Consider the following 19,393-nt stretch of genomic DNA (forward strand, 5'->3'; position numbering starts at 1 on the left):
TGATGTGAGCAAGTCTCTGCAAGCCATTCGTGGCATGAACGACATCCTGCCCGAACAGACGCCCCTGTGGCGCTATTTCGAGAGCACGGTCGCGCGCCTGCTGGATAACTACGGTTACAAGCAGATCCGCATGCCGATTGTCGAGTTCACCGAGCTGTTCAAGCGTTCCATCGGTGAAGTGACCGACATCGTCGAAAAAGAGATGTACACCTTCGAAGACCGCAACGGCGACTCCCTGACTCTGCGTCCGGAAGGCACCGCCGCGTGCGTGCGCGCGGTGCTCGAACATGGCATCACCGGTGGTGGCCAGACCCAGAAGCTGTGGTACATCGGTCCGATGTTCCGCCACGAGCGCCCGCAAAAAGGCCGTTATCGCCAGTTCCACCAGATCGGTTGCGAAGTCTTCAACCTTGATGGCCCGGATATCGACGCCGAGCTGATCGTGCTGACCTGGCGCCTGTGGGGCCAATTGGGTATCCGCGACGCGGTCAAGCTTGAGCTCAACAGCCTGGGCACCAGCGAGTCCCGTGGCCGTTACCGTGAGGCCCTGGTCGAATACCTGTCGGCCCACCTGGACAAACTCGACGAAGACAGCCAGCGTCGCCTGAAGACCAACCCGTTGCGCGTCCTCGATACCAAGAACGCCGACACCCAGGCTGTGCTGGTCGATGCGCCGAAAATGGCCGACTACCTGGACGACGAATCCCGTACGCATTTCGAGGGCCTCAAGGCTCGCCTGGATGCGGCCGGGATTCCCTACGTGATCAACCCCAAGTTGGTGCGAGGCCTCGATTACTACAGCAAGACCGTATTCGAGTGGGTCACCGACAAGCTTGGCGCCCAGGGCACCGTGTGTGCCGGTGGCCGTTACGACGGCCTGGTCGAGCAGATGGGCGGCAAGCCGACCACGGGCGTGGGCTTTGCCATGGGTATCGAGCGGCTGATCCTGCTGCTGGAGACCCTGGAGCAGATCCCTGAAGAAATTTCCCGTCAGGTGGATGTGTACCTGTGCGCCTTTGGCGAGGCGGCCGAACTGGCTGGCCTGGCCTTGAGCGAACAGTTGCGCGATCAACTGCCGGGCCTGCGCCTGCAAGTCAATGCTGGCGCTGGCAGCTTCAAGAGCCAATTCAAGAAAGCCGACAAGAGCGGTGCGTTGTACGCACTGATCCTGGGCGACGATGAACTGGCCCAGCAAGTGGTAAGTGTCAAACCCCTGCGTGGCCAGGGCGAACAACAAAGCATTGCCTTTGATGCGCTTGCTGCGCACTTGGCCACCTGCATCGTGCAGGGTTGAAGCTGTCAAACAGCCGAATTTAGCGATTAAGGAGTATTGGGGTGTCGAGTACTGAAGATGATCAGCTGGCCGAGTTCAAAGACTGGTGGCAGCGTAACGGCAAACCCCTGGTAACTGGCGGCCTGCTGGCGCTGGTGGTGGTGTTCGGTTGGCAGGCGTTCCAGAAGTATCAGGGCAATCAGTCGCAAGGCGCCTCGATGCTCTATCAGCAATTGCTGGAAACCACGCTGACGCCTACGGGCAAGCCTGATCCTGCCCAAGTGGCAGACCTGGCCAGCAAGTTGAAAAACGAATTTGGCGGTAGCACCTACGCCCAATACGGCAGCCTGTTCGTCGCAAAAGTCGCGGTCGATACCGGTAAGCTGGATGACGCAGCCTCCGAGCTCAAAGCCATCGCCGACAAGCCGAGCAACCCGACCCTGGGTGAAATCGCACGTCAGCGCTTGGCCCAGGTCCTGGCCGCACAGAACAAGGCCGACGAAGCACTGAAACTGCTCGATGGCGATGCTGACAAGGCATTTGTAGCCACTCGCGAAGAGCTCAAGGGCGACCTGCTGGTCCAATTGGGTCGTACCGACGAAGCCAATGCTGCGTACCAAAAAGCCAAGGCTGCGCTGTCTGATGAAGCAGCGGTCGGTGGCTTACAAATCAAGCTGGACGACTTGGCCAAAGGGGATGCGTGACGTGATTCGTTGGAAACATGCAGCATTGCTGGCTCTGGCCGTTTTGGCCGCGGGTTGCAGCAGCAACAGCAAAAAAGAACTGCCTCCGGCCGAGCTGACCAGCTTCAAGGAGGAAGTGGTCCTGCAGAAGCAGTGGAGCCGTTCCATCGGTGACGGCCAGGGCGATACCTACAACATGTTGGTACCGGCAATCGACGGTGACAACATTGTGGCCGCTGACGTGACCGGCGTGGTGATCTCCATGGATCGCATGAACGGCGACGTCAAGTGGAAGAAAGACCTCGAACTACCGGTTTCCGGCGCCGTTGGCGTGGGTTACGGCATGGTGATGATCGGCACGCTGAAAGGCGAAGTCGTGGCCCTGGATTCGAGCAGCGGTGAAGAGAAATGGCGCGCCCGCGTGACCAGTGAAGTCCTCGCACCGCCTGCCACCAACGGCGATATTGTCGTGGTGCAGACCCAGGATGACCGTGTCATTGGCCTTGACGCCAGCACCGGTGAGCAGCGCTGGCTGTACGACAGCACCCCCGCGGTGCTGACGTTGCGCGGTACCAGTGGTCCGGTTGTGACCAATAACCTGGCGCTGGCAGGTCTTTCGACCGGTAAAGTGGTCGCCCTGGATACCCAGAACGGTGTGCCGGCCTGGGAATCACGGGTTGCCATTCCGCAAGGTCGTTCCGAGCTGGACCGTGTGGTGGACATCGACGGCGGCTTGCTGCTGTCGGGTGAAACCCTGTACGTCGCCACTTACCAGGGCCGTGTTGCGGCGCTGGACCTGCAAAGCGGCCGTGTCCTCTGGCAGCGTGATGCATCCAGCTACGCCGGTGTCGCCCAAGGGTTTGGCAGCGTCTACGTGAGCCTGGCATCCGGTACCGTTGAAAGCGTCGACGAGCGTTCCACCACCGCCCTGTGGAGCAACGACTCGCTGGCTCGCCGTCAACTGTCGGCTCCGGAAGTATTCTCCAGCTATGTAGCGGTAGGCGACCTGGAAGGTTACCTGCACCTGCTGAGCCAGGTGGATGGCCGTTTTGTCGGCCGTGAACGTATCGACAGCGACGGCCTGCGTGCGCGTCCGCTGGTAGTAGGCAACATGCTTTATGTGTTTGGTAACAGCGGCAAGCTGGAAGCCCTGACCATCAAGTAAGAACTATGCTTGGGGTCACCCCCAGGCGGCCCTGCTTCGGCAGGGCATGCGGCACCTTCGGGTGTTGCCCCGAGCACCAGCCGCTGCCTTGCAGCGGCTTTTGTATTTTCTGAAATAACGCAGTGGAGAGCCGCATGGTTCCCGTAATCGCCCTGGTGGGTCGACCTAACGTCGGCAAGTCCACCTTGTTCAACCGCCTGACCAGGACTCGTGACGCCATCGTCGGCGACTTGTCCGGTCTGACCCGTGATCGCCAATACGGTGAGGCAAAGTGGCAAGGGCGCTCCTACATTATTGTCGACACCGGTGGTATCTCCGGTGACGAGCATGGCATGGACGAAAAGATGGCCGAGCAGTCGCTGCTGGCCATCGAAGAAGCCGATGTCGTGTTGTTCCTGGTGGACGCCCGCGCGGGCTACACCGCTGCCGACCAGATGATCGGCGAACATTTGCGCAAGCGTAACAAGCGTTCCTACGTGGTCGCCAACAAGATCGACAACATCGATCCTGAGATGGCCCGCGCCGAATTCAGCCCGATGGGCCTCGGCGACGCGATTCCGATCGCCGGTGCCCATGGCCGCGGTATCACCCAGATGCTGGAAATCGCCCTGCGCGACTTCCCCAAGGATGACGCCGAAGAAGTTGAAGGCGAAGAAGAGATCGTCGCCGAAGGCGAGGAAGCCAAGCGCATTCCGGGCCCGAGTGAAAAAGACGGGATCAAGATCGCTATTATCGGCCGTCCGAACGTGGGCAAGTCGACCCTGGTCAACCGCATGCTCGGTGAAGACCGGGTCATCGTCTATGACCAGCCCGGCACCACCCGCGACAGCATCTACATCCCGTTCGAGCGTAACGACGAGAAGTACACGCTGATCGACACTGCCGGCGTGCGCAAGCGCGGCAAGATCCACGAGGAAGTTGAAAAGTTCTCGGTGGTGAAAACCCTGCAGGCGATCAAAGACGCCAACGTGGTGATCTTCGTCATGGACGCCCGCGAAGGCGTGGTCGACCACGACCTCAACCTGCTGGGCTTTGCCCTGGAGGCCGGTCGGGCATTGGTGATCGCGATCAACAAATGGGACGGCATGACCCCGAGCGAGCGTGACTTCGTCAAGGTCGAGCTGCAACGCCGGTTGTTCTTCGTCGACTTCGCCGACATCCACTTTATTTCGGCGCTGCACGGTACGGGCGTGGGCAACCTCTACGCGTCAGTACAGAACTCGTTCAAGTCCGCCGTTACCCGCTGGCCGACCAACCGCCTGACCCAGATCCTTGAAGACGCGGTGGGCGAGCATGCGCCGCCGATGGTCAATAACCGCCGGATCAAACTGCGTTACGCCCACTTGGGTGGTGCCAACCCGCCGATTATCGTGATCCACGGTAACCAGATCGAGAAGGTGCCCAAGTCCTACGTGCGTTACCTGGAAAACACCTACCGTCGTGTCTTGAAGCTGGTCGGCACACCGATCCGCATCGAGTTCAAAGGTGGCGAGAACCCGTACGAAGGCAACAAGAACAGCCTGACTGACCGCCAAGTGAACAAGAAACGTCGCTTGATGAGCCACAACAAGAAGGCTGACAAAAAGCGTAAAGACCGCCGGTGATCCCTGTAGGAACCGGCTTATGTGGGAGCGGGCTTGCCCGCGATAGCGATGGATCAGACACCGATTGGCGAGTCTGACACACCGCTATCGCCGGCAAGCCGGCTCCTGCATAAGAGGTACGTTATCCAGGAAGGGGCTCTGAACGAGCCCTTTTTTGTGCCCCGCGATTGACCCCTTGGCGCTTGCAGCTTACAACTTGTAACTCACCGCCAGGGGCCCACCGAATGATCACCAGCAAGCTGCCGAATGTCGGCACCACCATTTTCACCACCATGTCGCAACTCGCTGCGCAAACCGGTGCGTTGAACCTCTCCCAGGGTTTCCCCGATTTCAATGGCCCCCAGGCCTTGCTCGACGCGGTGGGCAAACATGTTGCCAGTGGCCATAACCAATACGCGCCGATGACCGGCCTACCGGCCCTGCGCCAGCAAGTGTCGGCCAAGATTGCCCGCAGCTATGGCGTGCAGGTCAACCCCGACAGCGAAGTGACCATCACCCCCGGCGCCACCCAGGCAATCTTCTGTGCGATCCAGGCGGTGATCCGCAGTGGTGATGAGGTGATCGTCTTTGACCCGTGCTATGACAGCTACGAGCCGGCGGTGGAGCTGGCCGGTGGGCGTTGTGTGCATGTGCAATTGGGGTTGGAGGACTTCAGCCTGGATTTCGAACAGATCCAGGCCGCGTTATCACCGCGTACGCGCATGATCATCCTCAATACCCCGCACAATCCCAGCGGCGCCCTGATCAGCCGCGCCGAGCTGGATCAGTTGGCCGAACTGATCCGCGACCGCGATATCTATCTGGTCAGCGATGAGGTCTACGAACACCTGGTATTTGATGGTGTGTCCCACGTCAGCGTCCTGGCTCACGAGGAGCTGTATCAGCGCGCGTTCGTGGTCAGCTCCTTTGGCAAGACCTATCACGTTACCGGCTGGAAGACCGGCTACGTGGTTGCGCCAGCGGCCTTGAGCGCGGAGTTGCGTAAGGTGCATCAATACGTCAGCTTCTGCGGCGTGACGCCGTTGCAGTTCGCCCTGGCCGACTTTATGGCCGAGCACCCGGAACACGTCGAGGAGTTGCCGGCTTTTTACCAGGCCAAGCGTGACCTGTTCTGCGATCTACTGGCTCCTTCGCGTTTGCGTTTCACGCGGGTGGCCGGTACTTACTTTCAAATGGTGGATTACTCCCGGATTCGCCCGGACCTGGATGACGTGGCCATGTCGCTGTGGATGACTCGCGAGCATGGCGTGGCGACGATTCCGGTCTCGGTGTTCTACCAGAACCCACCTCAAGGCCAGCGCCTGGTGCGCTTGTGCTTTGCCAAGCGTGAGGAGACGCTGCGCCAAGCAGCCGAGAAACTATGCGTGATCTGAGTGCTTTACCCGACCTGAATATCGCCCTGGTCCAGACCACCCTGGCCTGGCATGACCGCCAGGCCAACCTGAAGCATTTCGAGTCGCTGCTGGAGCAGGCCGGCGGCGCTGACCTGATCGTGCTGCCGGAGATGTTCACCACCGGTTTTTCCATGGAATCTCAATTATTGGCCGAAGCCGAAAACGGCCCGACCCATGAGTGGCTCAAAACCCAGGCGCAGAAGTACGGCGCAGTGATAACCGGCAGCGTGATTATCCAGGCTGCTGATGGCAGCCACCGTAACCGCTTGTTGTGGGCGCGGCCCGATGGCGAGGTGTTGCACTACGACAAGCGTCACCTGTTTCGCATGGCCGGTGAGCACAATCACTACACCCCCGGCGAGCGCCAGGTGCAGTTCGAACTCAAGGGCTGGCGGATTCGCCCGTTGATCTGCTATGACCTGCGGTTTCCGGTGTGGAGCCGTGATGCCCAGGACACCGATCTGCTGTTGTACACCGCCAACTGGCCGGGGGCGCGGCGCCAGCATTGGAACCGCCTGTTGCCGGCCAGGGCCATCGAGAACCTGTGCTATGTGGCGGCGGTGAATCGGGTGGGGACGGACGGCAAAGGTTTTGCCTACACCGGCGACAGCCAGGTCCTGGACTTTCAGGGCGAAAGCCTGTTGAGCGCAGGGGAGGCGGATGGGGTGTTCCAGGTATGCCTGGAGGCCGCGCAATTGGCGGAGTATCGCAGGCGCTTTCCGGCGAATCTGGATGCCGATAGCTTTCAGTTTGTCTGATTTATCTTTGGTGTATGTGAAATAGCTATCGCGGGCTTGCCCGCGATGAGGCCATCAGCAGTACCACAACCCCAAATAAAAAAGGCCCCTGGATTCTCATCCAGGGACCTTTTGCATGGCGGCAGGTTGTTACGCCGCTTTGGCTTCCAACTGGCTCAATGAGCGGTTCAGCGCACTGAACACTGCCTTGAAGCTGGCAGTCGTGATGTTTTCATCAATACCCACACCGTGCACCGGGCGCTCGCCGTTTACGCGCAGTTCGATGTAAGCCGCCGCCTTGGCGTTAGTGCCCGCACCAATCGCGTGCTCGTTGTAGTCCATGATCTCGACTCCAATCGGCAGGCCGGCCACCAGGGCCTCCAAAGCGCCGTTGCCTTTGCCGTGCCAGCGCAGGTTGGTTTCGCCCTGGCCCTTGCCCGAGACTTCGACTTCCACCGAGCTGTTGCCGTTCTCTTCCTGCAGGCGGTGGCTGACCAATGCGTACGGGGTGTTGGCTTGCAGGTATTCACGCTGCAACAGCGCGTGGATTTGCGCGGCGGTCATCTCCAGGCCCACGCGGTCGGTTTCGGCCTGCACGACCTGGCTGAACTCGATCTGCATGCGGCGCGGCAAGCTGATGCCGTATTCCTGCTCCAGCAGGTAGGCGATACCACCCTTGCCCGACTGGCTGTTGACGCGGATCACTGCCTCGTAGCTGCGGCCAATGTCTGCCGGGTCGATTGGCAGGTACGGCACTTCCCACAGCGCGTCGGGTTTCTGCTGGGCGAAGCCCTTGCGGATTGCGTCCTGGTGCGAGCCGGAGAACGCGGTGTGGACCAGGTCGCCCACATATGGGTGACGGGGGTGGACCGGGATCTGGTTGCACTCCTCGACCACTTTGCGCACGCCGTCGATGTCGGAAAAATCCAGCCCAGGGTTCACACCCTGGGTATAGAGGTTCAACGCCACGGTGACCAGGTCGACGTTACCGGTACGCTCGCCGTTGCCGAACAGGCAGCCTTCGACTCGGTCGGCACCGGCCATCAGGCCCAGTTCGGTGGCTGCGACACCCGTACCACGGTCATTGTGGGTGTGCAGGCTGATGATCACGCTGTCACGACGGTTGATATGGCGACCGAACCACTCGATCTGGTCGGCATAGATATTCGGCGTGGCGCATTCCACGGTGGCCGGCAGGTTGAGGATCATCTTGTGCTCAGGCGTCGGGTTCCATACCTCGATCACGGCATCGCATACTTCCTTGGCGAACGAAAGCTCCGTGGCGCTGAAGGTCTCCGGCGAGTACTCGAAGGTCCACTGGGTTTCCGGCTGCTGGGCGGCGTACTTGACGAACAGCTTGGCGGCGTCGACCGCGATGGCCTTGATCCCGTCCTTGTCCTGGTTGAACACGATGCGGCGGAAGGACGGCGAGGTGGCGTTGTACAAGTGCACGATGGCCTTCTTGGCACCGCGCAGGGATTCGAAAGTACGGGCGATCAAGTCTTCACGGCCCTGGGTCAGCACCTGGATGGTGGTGTCCTCGGGGATGTGGTTGTCTTCGATCAGGGTACGCACGAAGTCGAAGTCGGTCTGCGAAGCGGCCGGGAAGGAAGCTTCGATCTCTTTCACGCCTACCGCCACCAGGGTTTTCCAGAAGCGCAGTTTTTTTACCGCATCCATGGGTTCGATCAGCGATTGGTTGCCGTCGCGCAAGTCGGAGCTGCACCAGATCGGCGCGGTGGTGATGGTCTTCGATGGCCAGGTGCGGTCCGGGATGTCAATGGTCGGGAACGCGCGGTATTTCGAAGATGGGTCTTTGAGCATGCTCATCAGAAGAATCCTTGTTGTAGGGCCGAGAGGAGGCGGCCTGCCAGAAAGCGTTTATTGGATAAGACAGAGGGATGAGGCAGATCGATTCAGCCTGGCAGTCGTGCGCTGACGAGGCACAGGCTGCGGTGCTGGCGGAGCTGAATGAGGGTGTGAGAGGTTTTCATAAGCTCAACCCTAACCGCCGGGGTGAAAGATGGCAAGCAGTCGGGAAAAATTGAGAGAAGTTCTGCTATTGCGGCAGGAAACGAGATTTTATGGTTGGAAAAGTCTGGAGGCTTTGTTTTGTTTGCGTCAGGGTTTCAGGGGGCGCAATCAGTGGAGACTGGGCTGGCGTCATTGCGGGCAAGCCCGCTCCCACATTTTGGAATGCAATCCCCTGTGGGGGCGGCGGTGCGACGATTTGACTTGCCCGCGATGACGCCGGTTTGTCCAGCGATGACATCAAGGCTGGAACGCTCCGATAAAAATCGCCGGATCCACCCGCGCATCATTCAAGCTGATATTCCAATGCATATGCGGCCCGGTCGCCCGCCCCGTCGAACCCACCTTGCCCACCACCGCGCCACGCACCAATTGCTGGCCCACCTTCACGTCAATCTTCGACATATGGCAGAACATGCTGATAAAGCCCTGGCCATGGTCGACAAACACGGTGTTGCCGTTAAAGAAGTAGTTGCCGACCAGGATTACTTTGCCGTTGGCCGGGGTCTTGATCGGCGTGCCGGCGGGCACTGCGAAGTCCAGGCCTGAATGCGGGTTGCGCTCCTCGCCGTTGAAGAAACGACGCACGCCGAACTTGCTCGACAGCGGGCCGTTCACGGGCTTGTCCAGCACCAGGTTGCTTGGCAGGTTCGGGCTGAAGCTGCGGTAGGCCTTGAGCTGCACGGCCAGTTCGGCCTCGATGCGCTTGAGTTGTGCCGGCTCGGGGTTGACTTGGCTTTTGTTTTTCAGGGTGATGCGCTGTTCCGGGTACTTCTTGAAACCGACGATAAATGGCAGGTTGCGCCCGCCGCTGCTGATTCGCTCGTTGCCGGGTTTTACCGTCAGCGGGATGCCGACAATGGCCAGCCAGTTGTCCTGTTCCTTGACCACCAGTACCGGTTTGCCTTGGTAGGTGGCTTTCGGCGCGGCGGTTGCCGGGCCCAGGTCAACGACAGCCACGCCACCGGGCACCGGCTTGTTCAGGGTGCGGGTGATGTAGCTGTCGGCGTGGGCATTGACGGTGAGGCACAGCAACATCAACAGGCTAAATAGACGGGGCATCAATCAATCCAGTAGTGAAAGGGTGACGGGTGTCAGGTGGTTGTCTTCCACCCGCACTTGCAAGTGGCCTTCACCGAGGCGCGCGGTCAGGCGCTGGCCGGTGTGGGTTTGCGCGGCATTGCGAATGGCCTGGCCGCGCTCGTCCAGCAGGATGCTGTAGCCCCGGCCCAGGGTCGCCAGCGGGCTGACCACCTGCAACGTCTGCACCTGGCTTTGCAGTTGCAGGCGGCGCGCCTTGAGGCCTTCGCGCATGGCGCGGGGCAGGCGTTCGGCGAGGCTGTCCAGGCGTTGGCGCAGCAGGGCCAGTTGCCGCCCCGGATGCTGGCCGGCCAGGCGGGTCTCCAGGCGGATCAGGCGTTCGCGGCGGGTGTTGAGGCTGCGCTCGAAAGCACGCCGCAGACGCATATCCAGGTCATCCAGGCGCTGGGCTTGCTGGCGCAGGCGTTCACCGGGATGACGCAGGCGCCGGGCCATGCCTTCCAGGCGCAGGCGATCATGGAGCAGGCGATTGCGCATCAGCATCACCAGGCGCCGGTGCAGGCTTTCGACCTGGCGTACCAGGTTACTGGCATCCGGCGCCAGCAACTCAGCGGCAGCCGAAGGCGTGGGGGCGCGCACATCGGCCACAAAGTCGCTGATGGACACATCGGTTTCATGGCCGACGGCACTAACGATAGGCGTCACGCAGGCATCGATGGCGCGTGCCACGGCTTCTTCGTTGAAGCACCAGAGGTCTTCCAGGGAGCCGCCGCCACGGGCCAGGATCAGTGCATCGAAACCACGGGCATCTGCCAGCTTGAGGGCACGGACAATCTGCGCCACGGCTTCGCGGCCCTGCACGGCAGTGGGGATCAGGGTCAGTTGCACATTCGGCGCACGGCGACCGAACACGCTGATGATGTCGCGAATCACCGCGCCCGTGGGCGAACTGATAATACCGATCCGCCGCGGGTGGGCCGGCAGTGGCACTTTGCGTTCGGCACTGAACAGCCCTTCGGCGTTGAGTTTTTCCTTCAAGGCATCGAAGGCCAGGCGCAGCGCGCCATCGCCGGCCGGTTCCACCGTGTCGAGAATCAACTGGTAGTCGCCACGCCCCTCGAACAGCGAGACCTTGCCCCGCACCTTGACCGCCAGGCCATCCTTCAACGCCTGGCGCACCCGCGCGGCGTTATTGCGAAACAGTGCACAACGCACCTGCGCGCCACTGTCCTTGAGGGTGAAATACACATGGCCGGAGGCCGGGCGGGCGAGGTTGGAGATCTCGCCTTCGACCCAGATATTGCTGAACACGTCCTCCAGCAACACCCGCGCACGGCCGTTGAGCTGGCTGACAGTCAGGACTTCGCGGTCCAGGCCCAGGCGGGCAAACGGGTCTTTAATCATGGGAGCAGATCTTTAGTCATGGGCGGCAGTTTATAGGCATTCGCCCAGTGTTTGACAGAACTGCGCAACCAACGCGCTCGGCGCCTGTGGGCACGCCAGGGCCACGGTGCTCTGGCAATCGGGGTCGGCCAGGGGTAGGAAGTGAATGTTGGCCGGGGCGATATCGCGCATCGACGCGGGCAGCAGGGCAATGCCAAATCCAGCCTGGATCAGTTGCAATTGGGTGGTCTTGCGCGACATCACCCGTGCGGCCTTGGGGAAAAAACCGGCACGCATGCACAACTCGGCCGACAAATAGCTCAAGCCACCGCGCTGCGGGTGAGGGATCGAGATAAAGGCCTCGTCCTGCAATTGCGCCAGTTCAATGGCTGATGTGTGTCGGGCCAAAGGGTGGGCCGGCGGGACTGCCAGCAACAGTGGCTCCTTGTACAAAGGCACGATGCGTACCCCTTCACGCTGGCGTAGCACCGGCAGGCGCAGCAGGCCGACTTCCAGCCGGCCATCGGCAATATCTTCCAGTTGCGCCTCAGAGGACAGCTTGACGATGTCCAATGACACCCCGGGGCATTGCGCCAGCCAGGCGCTGATCCCGCGCAGTACGCGCCCACTCATCGGCACCGTGCTGGAGTGGCTCAGGCGCAGGGTGCCGAGCTGGCCCTGGCCGACCTGGGTTGCCAATTCACTGGCCTTGTGCAGCTCGCCCAGCAGGTTGCGCGCCCGTGGGTAAAACGCCTCGCCGGCGGCCGTCAGGCGTGGTTGGCGGGCAGTACGCTCGAACAGCGGGGTTTGCAGGAGGTTTTCCAACTCCTTGATCTGCCGGCTGAGGGCCGATTGCGCGACGAACAGGCGTTCGGCGGCGGCGCTGAAACTGCCGCTCTCGGCGATTTCGACGAAGTAACGCAGTTGCCGGGTGGAGATCAAAAGTCATGCCTTTTCGAGATGGGTAGAGGGCTTGGAAGATATTAGTCGCAACACACCGGCTTGGCTAAAGTGAGGGCCATTACTGACAAGGAATATTGCATGAGCCTGGTTGAATTGATGGGGCAGTGGTCGTTCGGGGTGCTGGACTGGTTGGTGATCGGCCTGGGGATTAGCCTGGCCTATATCGTGTTTGGCATCGCCGGGTTTGGCACGGCGCTGGTGGCCGGGCCCATCCTGATTATCTTTATGCCGCTGTCGAAGATCATCCCGTTGCTGGTGCTGCTGGATTTCGTCGCGGCCTTTGGCAACCTCCTGCAATCACGGCGCAATGTGGTCAAGCCGGAGCTGTTGCGGTTGCTGCCGTGCATGGCGATTGGTTGCACCCTCGGCGTGATCTTCTTGCTCAACCTGCATTCGGACCTGCTCCTGTTGTTGATGGGGCTGTTTATCAGCGCCTATGCCATCTACAGCCTGGCGGTAAGGGCCAAGCCCACGGCCCTGGCTGTCGGCTGGTCGGTACCCATGGGCGTGGTGGGCGGTTTGTTTGGTGCTCTGTTTGGCAGTGGTGGCTTTTTATATGCGATCTATCTCAACAGTCGCCTGTCCAAGGAGGGCGCACGCGCCACTCAAAGTGCGTTGATCAGCGCGAGCACGGTGGTGCGCCTGAGTTTATTTTTGATCGCCGGGGTATACGCCGAATTGCCGCTGCTGGTGTTGGCGGTGTGCCTGCTGCCGGCGATGGCCCTCGGGCTGTGGGCAGGGAGGCGCTTGACTCTGCGCATGTCCCGGGAGGCATTTGTGCGGTTGGTGACGTGGCTGGTGCTGGCCAGTGGCATAGCGTTGATTGGGCGGTATTTGAGTACTTGACCTCTGGGTGTCAGGGATTAAGCTGCCAGCCTTTAGGGCCTCTTCGCGAGCAAGCCCGCTCCCCCATTCGACTGCATTCCTACAGGAGAAATGCAGTCGAATGGGGGAGCGGGCTTGCTCGCGAACGCGCCAGACGCCACACCGCAGGACTTTCAGGCCCCATGAATTCCCAAAGCATCCTTGTCCCGAAAATCTCCACCTTGCCCGTCCACGAACCCCGCGCCCGGGCCATCGTGCGCTGGCTGGTGCGCAAAAACATCGTCAAGGAAGAACTGACCACCTGCGGACGTACCGGCAACCGCATGGGCTACGCCCTGGCCGACGGTGCCCGCGCCGTGGTGCTGCACCCCGAGGCACTGCCGTTCAACGAACCGGTCAATGGCCTGGAAATCATCTACAAGCGCTGCATCTATACCCCAGCCAAGGGCTTTCTCGAAGAAGCCGGCTGCCCGGAGTGCCTCAAGGAAGTCGGCGAGGCGCTGTTCGACAGCCTGGAGGACTGGATGCCCGGCCACACCGATAACTTCACCTGCCCGCTGTGTGGGCATGAGGACGATATCAACGGCTTCCTGTTCCTGCAGGAATGCGGCTTTTCCAATCTGGGCTTTATCTTCAACAACTGGGCGGAGGCGGGCTTCAAGCAGAGCTTTATCGACGAGCTCGGCGATTGGCTCGATCAGAAAATCAGTTGGGTCAAAGTCGAACTCTAAAACCGTCGACGCCCAACCTTGTAGGGGCCCGGCTTGCCGGCGATGGCGCCCTGAGCCTTGCGCCAAACCAGAGAACGTCATCGCCGGCAAGCCGGCTCCTACAGAGACCGGTTTTACCCATCTATCAGTATTACCAAGTTTGTCAGAGTTTTACATTGAGCCTGGCAGGGGGCATGTATATAATGGCGCGCTTCCATTTTCCCGCTCGGGAGCCCCCGCGATGCTGCGTATCAGCCAAGAAGCTCTGACATTCGACGACATTCTCCTAGTGCCCGGTTATTCCGAGGTGCTTCCTAACGAAGTCAGTCTCAAGACCCGCCTAACCCGTGGCATCGAGCTGAATATTCCTCTGGTTTCCGCTGCCATGGACACCGTCACTGAAGCCCGTCTGGCAATCGCCATGGCTCAGGAAGGCGGCATCGGCATCATTCACAAGAACATGACCATCGAGCAGCAAGCAGCCGAAGTGCGCAAGGTCAAGCGTTACGAAGCCGGTGTGGTGAAGGATCCGATCACCATCGAAGCCGACGCCACCGTACGCGACCTGTTCGACCTGACCCGCCTGCACAACATTTCCGGTGTGCCAGTGCTGCACGATGGCGACCTGGTCGGCATCGTCACTTCCCGTGACGTGCGCTTTGAAAACCGTCTTGAAGTCACCGTCCGCGAAGTGATGACGCCCAAAGAGCGCCTCGTCACTGTCAAGGAAGGCGCCGACAAGAACGATGTGCGTGAACTGCTGCACAAGCACCGCATTGAGCGCGTGCTGATCGTCGACGAAAAATTTGCCCTCAAAGGCATGATGACCGTCAACGACATCGAAAAAGCCAAGGCTTACCCGCTGGCCAGCAAGGATGACCAAGGTCGTCTGCGCGTTGGCGCCGCCGTTGGTACCGGTAAAGACACCGGCGACCGCGTTTCGGCCCTGGTCGCTGCCGGTGTTGACGTGGTGGTGGTCGACACCGCCCACGGCCACTCCAAAGGCGTGATCGACCGCGTGCGCTGGGTCAAGCAGAACTTCCCTGACGTACAGGTGATCGGCGGCAACATCGCCACCGGCGCTGCCGCCAAGGCCCTGGCCGAAGCCGGCGCTGACGCCGTCAAGGTCGGTATCGGCCCTGGCTCGATCTGCACCACGCGGATCGTCGCGGGTGTGGGCGTGCCGCAAATCAGCGCCATCGCCAATGTCGCCGCTGCCCTTGAAGGCACTGGCGTGCCGTTGATCGCCGATGGTGGCATCCGTTTCTCCGGTGACCTGTCCAAGGCCATCGTTGCCGGTGCTTCCTGCGTGATGATGGGCTCGATGTTTGCCGGTACTGAAGAAGCCCCAGGCGAGATCGAACTGTTCCAGGGCCGTTCGTACAAGGCTTACCGTGGCATGGGTTCGCTGGGCGCCATGTCCCAGGCGCAAGGCTCTTCCGACCGCTACTTCCAGGACTCCTCGGCAGGCGCCGAGAAGCTCGTACCGGAAGGCATCGAAGGGCGTGTGCCGTACAAGGGCACCCTGAGCGCCATCATCCATCAACTGATGGGCGGCCTGCGTTCCTCGATGGGCTACACCGGCAGCGCCGACATCGAAGAAATGCGCACCAAGCCAGAGTTCGTACGGATCACCGGCGCCGGCATGGCGGAATCCCATGTCCACGACGTGCAGATCACCAAGGAAGCGCCAAACTACCGCGTAGGTTGAGGCTTCCAGCAAAACGTTAAGTAACCGGGGCTGTTCTTCAGCCCCGAGTTGTTTCTGATTCATTAGACGAGACTGACTTCATGGCCCTCGACATTCACGCCCACCGCATCCTGATCCTCGACTTCGGTTCCCAGTACACCCAACTGATCGCCCGCCGCGTGCGTGAAATCGGCGTGTACTGCGAACTGCATCCGTTCGACATGGACGACGAAGCGATTCGCGAATTCGCTCCTAAAGGCGTCATCCTCGCCGGCGGCCCCGAGTCCGTGCACGAAGCCAACAGCCCGCGTTGCCCGCAAGCGGTATTCGACCTGGGCGTGCCAGTGTTTGGTATCTGCTACGGCATGCAGACCATGGCCGAGCAACTGGGCGGCAAGGTTGAAGGCTCCGAACTGCGTGAGTTCGGTTATGCCCGTGTGGACGTGGTCGGCAAGAGCCGCCTGCTGGACGGCATCGAAGACCACGTCGACGCCGACGGCCTGTTCGGCCTCGATGTCTGGATGAGCCACGGTGACAAAGTCACCCGGATGCCGGAAGACTTCCACATCCTGGCCAGCACCCCGAGCTGCCCGATCGCCGGCATGTTCAGCGACGAGCGTCGTTACTACGGCGTGCAGTTCCACCCGGAAGTGACCCACACCAAGCAAGGCGGGCGCATCCTGTCGCGTTTCATCCTCGACATCTGCGAGTGTGAAGCCCTGTGGACCCCGTCGAAAATCGCTGAAGACGCCATTGCCAGCGTGCGCGCCCAGGTCGGCACCGACAACGTATTGCTCGGCCTGTCCGGCGGCGTTGACTCCTCCGTGGTCGCGGCGCTGCTGCACAAGGCCATCGGCGACCAACTGACCTGCGTATTCGTCGATAACGGCCTGCTGCGCCTGCACGAAGGTGAGCAAGTGATGGCCATGTTCGCCGAGAACATGGGCGTCAAGGTGATCCGCGCCAATGCAGAAGATCAGTTCTTGAACAACCTGGCCGGCGAGTCCGACCCGGAGAAGAAGCGCAAGATCATTGGTCGCACCTTCATCGACGTATTCGATGCCCAGTCCAACAAACTGGACAACATCAAGTACCTTGCCCAGGGCACCATCTACCCTGACGTGATCGAGTCGGCTGGCGCCAAGAGCGGCAAGGCCCATGTGATCAAGTCCCACCACAACGTCGGTGGCCTGCCTGAGGAGATGAACCTCAAGCTGGTAGAACCACTGCGCGAACTGTTCAAGGACGAAGTCCGCCGTCTGGGCCTGGAGCTGGGCCTGCCGTACGACATGGTCTACCGCCACCCGTTCCCGGGCCCGGGCCTGGGCGTGCGCATCCTCGGTGAAGTGAAGAAGGAATACGCCGACCTGCTGCGTCGTGCCGACCACATCTTCATCGAAGAACTGCGCAAGGCCGACTGGTACCACAAGGTCAGCCAGGCTTTCGTCGTGTTCCAGCCAGTGAAATCGGTTGGCGTGGTCGGTGACGGCCGTCGCTACGCCTGGGTCGTGGCCCTGCGTGCCGTAGAAACCATCGACTTCATGACCGCCCGCTGGGCACACCTGCCGTACGAACTGCTGGAGACTGTCAGCGGCCGTATCATCAATGAGATCGAAGGTATCTCGCGCGTTACCTATGACGTGTCGAGCAAGCCGCCGGCGACGATTGAGTGGGAATGATCTCTAGCGTTTCAATGCCTATCGCCAGCGTGGTAGTGCGTCGGCGATAGCGCAATCAACCTATCGGGAGGGCTAATCGTGGTCCTCCTGTCTGCTTCCACACCCAGATATTTCGCGTCCCCCCCTTCTTTATTCTTTGGTTATTGCGCTGCCGGGCGAACCTGCACGTGGTATCACCCGCCCTGCCAAAACATTTCCTGTCTGAGTAAAAGCCTTCTGAGCTCAACGCTGCGGCCACGAGCGCAGGTGATTAAAATTGTAGTGATCGATAAATTATAGTTGACGAAGGCTTGCTGGATAACATTACATAGTGATCGATACATTATGTGGGCGGCTGTTTTCCAAGCGCTATTTCGTCATGTCTAAAACTCTACAGCTCATTGCTGCAAAGCTTCGGCATGTGGGGGATGTTCTCTTGGTCGCCAGACGCTTCCTTTTTTCTCAATCCCTTCATTCGACGGCGGTCAGTAGGCGCCATTGACAGCCTGCGTCGATCGTTTGGCCAGGACCTAAAAAATCATGAAAAAAGTCTTATCAGCAGTCCTTTTATCTTCCTTGCTGACCGGCTCATCTATGGTATGGGCGGGATACGATCCTGCGATGAAATCGATCGACACACCTCCCGGTGTGTCTCGCCAGCAGTTTGATGCGGTCAAGAGTAATCATCAGGGGCAGTACCAGTATGCTGCCGGGCTATCGAGCAAATTTGTCGAGGTCGACGGTGTCCGTATCCATTATGTCGAGGGGGGCCGCGGTGGGACGCCGGTCATCTTTCTCCACGGCTTTGGATCCACCTGGAAGATGTGGGAGCCGGTGATGCAGGTTTTTGCCAAAAAACGCACGGTGATTGCTGTTGATCTACCCGGCCTTGGACAGTCTGGTCCCATCAAGGGCGACGACTACTCGGCTGAAAATGTCTCCAGGCTCCTGCTGGGCGCGGTAAAAAAAATCACGGCGGCACAATCCATCGACTTTGTCAGCCATGACCTGGGCAACTCGGCCTCTTACCCGTTCGTAGCCCGCAACCAGGGTAGCTTTATCAAGAAAGTGGTGTTCATGGACTCGCCGATTCCCGATCGCGAGATGTTCACTTACCCAGGCTACACCTCGTCAGGGCCGGGGCTTGGTTGGCACTTCGGCTACTTCAGTTTCGGTGATATCGCCGAGAAGCAAATCGCTGCTGATCCAAACCTGTTTTTTTCGTACTTCATCAAGACTTACGCGGGCAAAAAAGAGCTGTTCACGCCTCAATTGCTCAGCGAGTTGATCGAGCCTTACTCGACCCGCGAACGATTGCATGCGGCATTTGGTTACTACAAATCCCACGCAAACTCGATTGCACAGAACGAAGCTCTGTTGGCTGACGGCAAGTTGCTGAAGATCCCATCGATGGCGCTGACCGGTCAGCAAGGCGTCAACGATGTGCTGACCAAGCAAATGGCCGCACGCTTTGTCAGTGATGCTTCGCAATACACCGGCAAAGTCCTTCCAGGCTGTGGTCACTGGATGGTCGAGGAGTGCGCACCGCAAGTGACTGCCGAGTTGAGCCGCTTTCTTGATACACCCTGAGCACTGAGTCAGCAACGAAGCGCAGGCCGCCCTTGGCTGCCTGCGTCCGATCTGGCTTGGTCGAGATCCGCCTCTATCGCCGTGCAATATCCGAAAAGCAAAACTTATCCAACGTATGCCGCGACGGGGTGTATGGCGCGGTATCGCCCACCGCTACCCTCATCTTGCGCTACGACTACTGAGAGTCGTTTACGGCTTGCCATCGCGCTGGGGGCGATGAAGCCAGGCCACTGACACTGCGATGATCAGTACCACCAGCGGTGCGATCGAATGCAGGTACTCGCCGTGCAGCAACACCGTTGCACTGGCCGCGATCATGATGCTGGCGCCGACCAGCCCACCCAAGAAGCGCAATGGCTTCAGAAGCAGCAGCGCGGCAGCCAATAATTCCAACAAGCCCGTAAGGACGTGGAACCAGTCTGGGTACCCCCAACGTGCGTAGTCCGCGGCAATCTGCTCGCTTACGAAGATATTGCCTACTGCGCCCACAAGGAAGAATGCGGCAAGGATGAGGGCCAGGAGTGCCTTCCAGGTAAATCGGCTGAGCTGCATGGTTTACTCCTTCAAATGGATGTGCCGTAAAGAGAGACGGTCACGGCATTGTCGACAACGCTGCGGGCCTGCTGCTTGGGCAGTGGCACGACTA

The 19,393-nt window shown here is 60.2% G+C and carries 16 protein-coding genes; 11 read left to right on the plus strand and 5 right to left on the minus strand.

Going from position 1 to position 19,393, the window contains the following annotated elements:
* Positions 1–4: 4 nt before the first annotated feature.
* The 6 genes from hisS to HZ99_RS23110 all read left to right on the plus strand — a co-directional run bounded on the left by hisS (position 5) and on the right by HZ99_RS23110 (position 6,877).
* Positions 5–1,294, plus strand: a complete 1,290-nt coding sequence (gene hisS / locus HZ99_RS23085) for a histidine--tRNA ligase (RefSeq protein ID WP_038446315.1) — start codon at positions 5–7, stop codon at positions 1,292–1,294.
* Between the two features lie 41 nt (positions 1,295–1,335).
* Positions 1,336–1,977: a YfgM family protein gene (locus HZ99_RS23090; RefSeq protein ID WP_038446316.1), complete on the plus strand. Its 642-nt coding sequence runs from the start codon at positions 1,336–1,338 to the stop codon at positions 1,975–1,977.
* A complete protein-coding gene (gene bamB / locus HZ99_RS23095; protein WP_038446317.1) occupies positions 1,970–3,121 on the plus strand; it encodes an outer membrane protein assembly factor BamB in 1,152 nt (383 codons plus the stop codon). The genes HZ99_RS23090 and bamB overlap by 8 nt, the downstream gene beginning before the upstream one ends.
* A gap of 134 nt (positions 3,122–3,255) precedes the next feature.
* A complete protein-coding gene (gene der / locus HZ99_RS23100) occupies positions 3,256–4,725 on the plus strand; it encodes a ribosome biogenesis GTPase Der (protein ID WP_038446318.1) in 1,470 nt (489 codons plus the stop codon).
* 224 nt (positions 4,726–4,949) lie between these two features.
* Positions 4,950–6,098, plus strand: a complete 1,149-nt coding sequence (locus HZ99_RS23105; RefSeq protein WP_038446319.1) for a pyridoxal phosphate-dependent aminotransferase — start codon at positions 4,950–4,952, stop codon at positions 6,096–6,098.
* Entirely contained in the window at positions 6,086–6,877 is a 792-nt protein-coding gene (locus HZ99_RS23110; RefSeq protein WP_038448171.1) for an amidohydrolase, read from the plus strand. Before HZ99_RS23105 ends, HZ99_RS23110 begins: the two co-directional genes overlap by 13 nt.
* A 129-nt stretch (positions 6,878–7,006) precedes the next feature.
* On the opposite strand, the gene leuA is transcribed toward HZ99_RS23110, so the two are convergent.
* The 4 genes from leuA to HZ99_RS23130 all read right to left on the minus strand — a co-directional run bounded on the left by leuA (position 7,007) and on the right by HZ99_RS23130 (position 12,253).
* The gene (gene leuA / locus HZ99_RS23115; RefSeq protein WP_038446320.1) at positions 7,007–8,686 is read right to left on the minus strand and encodes a 2-isopropylmalate synthase; all 1,680 of its coding nucleotides are present in this window, start codon (positions 8,684–8,686) and stop codon (positions 7,007–7,009) included.
* 441 nt (positions 8,687–9,127) lie between these two features.
* Positions 9,128–9,949 carry a M23 family metallopeptidase gene (locus tag HZ99_RS23120; protein WP_038446321.1) on the minus strand — a complete coding sequence of 274 codons (822 nt, stop codon included), beginning with the start codon at positions 9,947–9,949 and terminating at the stop codon, positions 9,128–9,130.
* A 3-nt stretch (positions 9,950–9,952) separates the two neighbouring features.
* Entirely contained in the window at positions 9,953–11,332 is a 1,380-nt protein-coding gene (xseA, locus tag HZ99_RS23125; protein WP_038446322.1) for an exodeoxyribonuclease VII large subunit, read from the minus strand.
* A 30-nt stretch (positions 11,333–11,362) separates the two neighbouring features.
* Positions 11,363–12,253, minus strand: coding sequence for a LysR family transcriptional regulator (locus HZ99_RS23130; protein ID WP_038446323.1), 891 nt, complete (start codon positions 12,251–12,253; stop codon positions 11,363–11,365).
* Between the two features lie 99 nt (positions 12,254–12,352).
* On the opposite strand from HZ99_RS23130, the gene HZ99_RS23135 reads away from it, so the two are divergent.
* The 5 genes from HZ99_RS23135 (at position 12,353) to HZ99_RS23155 (ending at position 18,747) form a co-directional block, all read left to right on the plus strand.
* The gene (locus HZ99_RS23135; RefSeq protein ID WP_038446324.1) at positions 12,353–13,120 is read left to right on the plus strand and encodes a sulfite exporter TauE/SafE family protein; all 768 of its coding nucleotides are present in this window, start codon (positions 12,353–12,355) and stop codon (positions 13,118–13,120) included.
* A gap of 161 nt (positions 13,121–13,281) precedes the next feature.
* A complete protein-coding gene (locus HZ99_RS23140; protein WP_038446325.1) occupies positions 13,282–13,830 on the plus strand; it encodes a hypothetical protein in 549 nt (182 codons plus the stop codon).
* Between the two features lie 220 nt (positions 13,831–14,050).
* On the plus strand, positions 14,051–15,520 hold the full coding sequence (guaB, locus tag HZ99_RS23145) for an IMP dehydrogenase (RefSeq protein ID WP_038446326.1): 1,470 nt from the start codon (positions 14,051–14,053) through the stop codon (positions 15,518–15,520).
* Positions 15,521–15,600: 80 nt separating this feature from the next.
* Entirely contained in the window at positions 15,601–17,178 is a 1,578-nt protein-coding gene (gene guaA / locus HZ99_RS23150; RefSeq protein ID WP_038446327.1) for a glutamine-hydrolyzing GMP synthase, read from the plus strand.
* Between the two features lie 519 nt (positions 17,179–17,697).
* Positions 17,698–18,747 (plus strand): alpha/beta fold hydrolase, encoded by a 1,050-nt coding sequence (locus HZ99_RS23155; RefSeq protein WP_038446328.1) that lies wholly within the window; start codon positions 17,698–17,700, stop codon positions 18,745–18,747.
* Between the two features lie 189 nt (positions 18,748–18,936).
* On the opposite strand, the gene HZ99_RS23160 is transcribed toward HZ99_RS23155, so the two are convergent.
* Positions 18,937–19,299, minus strand: a complete 363-nt coding sequence (locus HZ99_RS23160; RefSeq protein ID WP_038446329.1) for a DoxX family protein — start codon at positions 19,297–19,299, stop codon at positions 18,937–18,939.
* Positions 19,300–19,393: the final 94 nt, after the last annotated feature.

This window comes from Pseudomonas fluorescens (genome assembly GCF_000730425.1).
In the GTDB taxonomy this organism is placed as follows: domain Bacteria; phylum Pseudomonadota; class Gammaproteobacteria; order Pseudomonadales; family Pseudomonadaceae; genus Aquipseudomonas; species Aquipseudomonas fluorescens_X.